General features: G+C 54.9%; 1 protein-coding gene. It reads left to right on the top strand.

Annotated elements, in window-relative coordinates:
* The coding region (locus tag Q0216_RS09905) for an ABC transporter family substrate-binding protein (protein WP_298594980.1) at positions 1-1,252 on the top strand (1,252 nt) is incomplete at its 5' end.
* Positions 1,253-1,395: the final 143 nt, after the last annotated feature.

The following is a 1,395-nucleotide window of genomic DNA, read 5'->3' as shown; positions in this document are numbered from 1 at the left end:
CAAGGCTCTGCAGGCTACCTGGAACATCCTCAAGAGCACCGATGGTGACTACAAGATTGAGACCAGCGGTATTTACGGTAGCGTTGGTTCCGTGGAGCGCGATGGTGATGACTTCAAGGTTAAGGTCACCTTCGCCACGCCGTACTTCCCGGTGAACGTCCTCTTCGGTGAGATTCTGCACCCGGCTTTGCTGGACAAGGAACTCTTCAACAACGGCTTTGTTGACAACCCGCACCCTGAGTATGCTGCCGGTCCCTTCACCATTGCCGAGGGTGGTTGGAACTCCGCCGAGAAGACCCTGACTCTGACCCGCAATGAGAAGTGGTGGGGTGATAAGCCTGTTCTGGAGCGCATTATCTTCCGCCAGATGGATTCCGCCGCTGAGCGTGCAGCGTTCAAGAACGATGAGATTGATGCTGCCCCCGCTACGGCTGCCGCAAGCTACAAGGAGCTCAAGGAAGTTGCTAACACCGAGATGCGTCGTGGTGTTCGCTTGTTCTCCGGCGGCATGATTATGAACCCCGCCCGTATGCAGGATGTTGCTCTGCGTCGCGCGGTTATGGCTGGCCTGAAGCGCGATGCTATTTCTAAGGTGCGTTTCCAGGGTCTGGATTACGAAGAGAAGGTTCCCGGTTCGATGATTCACATGCCCTTCTCCGAGTACTACCAGGATAACTACCCGACCCCGAATAACGATGCATCTGTAGCGTCCAAGATTCTGGAAGAGGCTGGCTACACCAAGAACGGCGACTACTACGAGAAGGACGGCAAGCAGGCTGCCTTCAAGTACTCTGTCTTCGGTGATGACCCCACCTCTAAGGCTGTGGCTCAGACCGTGGTGCAGCAGCTGAAGGATGCCGGTATTAACGTTGAGCTCGACGCTCGCGCCGCCAGCGAGTTCGGTAAGGCAATGCAGTCCAAGGATTACGACGCCACTGCATCGGGCTACGGTCTGACCGATCCGGATGCTACTCAGGCTACCCAGCAGTTCTATCTGCGTGAGAAGCCCGAGGATGCCGGTACTGACGAGATCAATGAGATGATTGAGAAGATGAAGCTCATTGCTGACGACAAGGAACGCAACCAGGCTTGCAACGAGATTGAGAAGAAGCACATGGCTGAGGTTGCTGTGATGGTTCCGCTATTCAACGGTCCTGAGTACAGGTTCGTGAAGAAGGGTCTGCACAATTACGGTGTGTCCCTCTTCCAGGGCAATGGCATTCACTGGGAGAAGGTTGGTTGGGCTAAGTAAGTGCTCGTCCCTTCACCTACGAGGTGAATAGCCTAGAGCTATTGAAAGTGTCCACCCGGATCATCCGGGTGGACACTTTTTGTATGTTCGAAAGGGGCTGCTTTGGGGTGCTTATGTGTGCCGATGTAGGGGAGTGGCGGTAT

Source organism: uncultured Rothia sp., from assembly GCF_937976295.1.
Taxonomy (GTDB): domain Bacteria; phylum Actinomycetota; class Actinomycetes; order Actinomycetales; family Micrococcaceae; genus Rothia.
The sequence above is the reverse complement of the archived record's forward strand: the minus strand, read 5'-3'. Positions and strand labels throughout refer to the sequence as shown.